Source organism: Enterococcus sp. 2201sp1_2201st1_C11_2201SCRN_220225 (assembly GCF_040925905.1).
Classification (GTDB): domain Bacteria; phylum Bacillota; class Bacilli; order Lactobacillales; family Enterococcaceae; genus Enterococcus_C; species Enterococcus_C asini_A.
On sequence record NZ_JBCOJC010000076.1, the window covers coordinates 1 to 2,262 of the forward strand.

The 2,262-nt window shown below is 40.8% G+C and carries 1 protein-coding gene; it reads right to left on the reverse strand.

Translation table 11 applies throughout. The features are described 5' to 3' along the window. Window positions 1–140: 140 nt before the first annotated feature. Complete coding sequence (gene glyS, locus AB5754_RS12620) at window positions 141–2,213, reverse strand: glycine--tRNA ligase subunit beta (protein WP_368252069.1); 2,073 nt, start codon at window positions 2,211–2,213, stop codon at window positions 141–143. Window positions 2,214–2,262: the final 49 nt, after the last annotated feature.

Here is a 2,262-nt window from a genome sequence, read left to right on the forward strand (position 1 = left end):
GTTTAAGATTTTTAGCAATGAAAAGAAGGGTATCTTCCAATGATTTTTAATGGAAGATACCCTTCTTTTGCTTGCGTATCACGTTTGGTATTGTTCGGTTCGTAGGACGGTGACCCAACTATTGTCACAGCCTGATTTTTTTATTTCGTAATCAATTCATCTAGGCTGGCAAAGGCCATAACCATTTTGGCAATAATTTGCAATTGATTCAACCGATTGCGGCGGATTTTTTCATCATCTACCATAACCATGGTTGCATCAAAGTACGACTCAATCACCGGACGCAATTTCATCAAACCTTGGTAATTTTCTTCCATGGTTTGAGTAGGAATTTTTTGTTCCAAATCGGCGACAGCATCAAACAAGGCTTGCTCTGCTTCATTTTCAAAGAGATTTGGATCTACATGACCAGTATTTTCTTCGTTTTTCTTAGCCAAATTAATCGCCCGCGTCAATGCTTCTACTGATAATTTGAAATCATCATCTTGTACATGACGGTTTAAAATATTTGCTGCGTTAAAGACTTTCGTCACGTCTTCTTGCTCGGCATTGACTACTGCCTCAATCACATCATGACGGGTATTTTCACTGTGCAGACGTTGGCGCAAACGGGCTTTGAAGAAGTCGCCCACTTCTTCTTGACCACTGGCTAATTCAATCCCAAAACGAGCTTGGTCGCTATTGATTTTTTTGCCAATGGTTTGTTGCAATTTAACCAATGGGAAGTACCAACTCTTCGATTCAATAATGCGCACAATCCCATATGTTTGTCGGCGCAAAGCATAAGGATCATTGGACCCAGACGGTAACATGCCGGCAGCAAAGAAGGTTTGCAAGCTGTCAAATTTATCGGCAATGGCTAGAACTGCCCCAATATTTGATTCAGGCAGTGCACCTTCACTGGAAATCGGCAAATAGTGTTCCCGAATCGCTTGGGCAACAGCTGGTTTTTCCCCTTGCAAGAGAGCGTATTTTTCACCCATAATCCCTTGTAATTCCGGAAATTCCCCTACCATATTGGTAACCAAATCAAATTTATAAATCTCTGAAGCTCGTTTTAAATCTTCCAGTTCTTCAGTAGTTAAGCCCACCGTTTCACCGATAATTTGAGCGGAAACGGCTACCCGTTGCATTTTTTCATACATGCTCCCAATTTTTTCATGGAAAGTAACATTTTTCAGTTTTTCCACTAAGTCATCAATACTTAGTTTTTTGTCTTCATTGTAGAAGAATTCCGCATCCTCTAAGCGAGCCGTTAAAACTTTTTCATTTCCTTTTGCTACGTTTTCTAACTTCACATTGTTCCCGTTACGCACGGAAATAAAATGAGGCAACAACAAACCTTCTTGATTGCGGACATCAAAGTAACGTTGATGTTCTTTCATGGAAGTAACCAAGACTTCCTCTGGCACCGCCAAGTATTTGTCTTCAAAATTGCCTACAAAGGCCGTAGGATATTCCACTAAATTGTTGACTTCTTCTAATAAGTCTTCATCGAGATTTACTTTAAAGTTTTCTTTTGTTGCTAATTCTGCGATTTGATTGGTAATCATTTCCTTACGTTTCAAAGGATCCGCAATGACAAATTCAGTGGCTAATTTTTCTTCGTATTCTTTCGGATTATCAAAAGTCAAATCATTGCCTAAGAATCGATGACCGCGAGAGCTACGATCACTTTTCACATCCAAGATTTGCAAAGGAATCACTTCTTCATCCAATAAAGCTACCAACCAATGAATCGGACGAATGTATTCAAAATCGTATCGATTCCAATGCATGGTCACAGGGAAGGTCAGTGAAGTAATCACGTCACTTAAGCCCGTTAAAACTTCGGCAGCGGCTTTACCGGGAATATATTTGGTCACATAGACGTATTCCACTCCTTTGACTTCTTTAAAGGTAATGGCATCCGTGGTCACCCCTTGGCCCCGGACAAACCCTTGGGCTGCTTTGGTCCAGTTCCCCTCTGCATCTAAAGCAATTTTTTTAGCCGGGCCTTTGACTTCTTCTTGGACGTCTTCTTGACGGTCCACAACTTCAGAAACCACTACTGCCAAACGACGAGGAGTGGAGAAAGCTTTGATGGAAGCAAAACCTAGACGATTGTCATCTAAAAAGGCAGTCACCTTATCTTCTAGCTGTTTCATACTTGGTGTCACCACATGGGCAGGCATTTCTTCCAAGCCGATTTCTAATAATAAATCTTTTGCCATCTTATTTTTCCTCCTCTAATAATTTAGCTGCTTCTGCTGGGTCCAATAG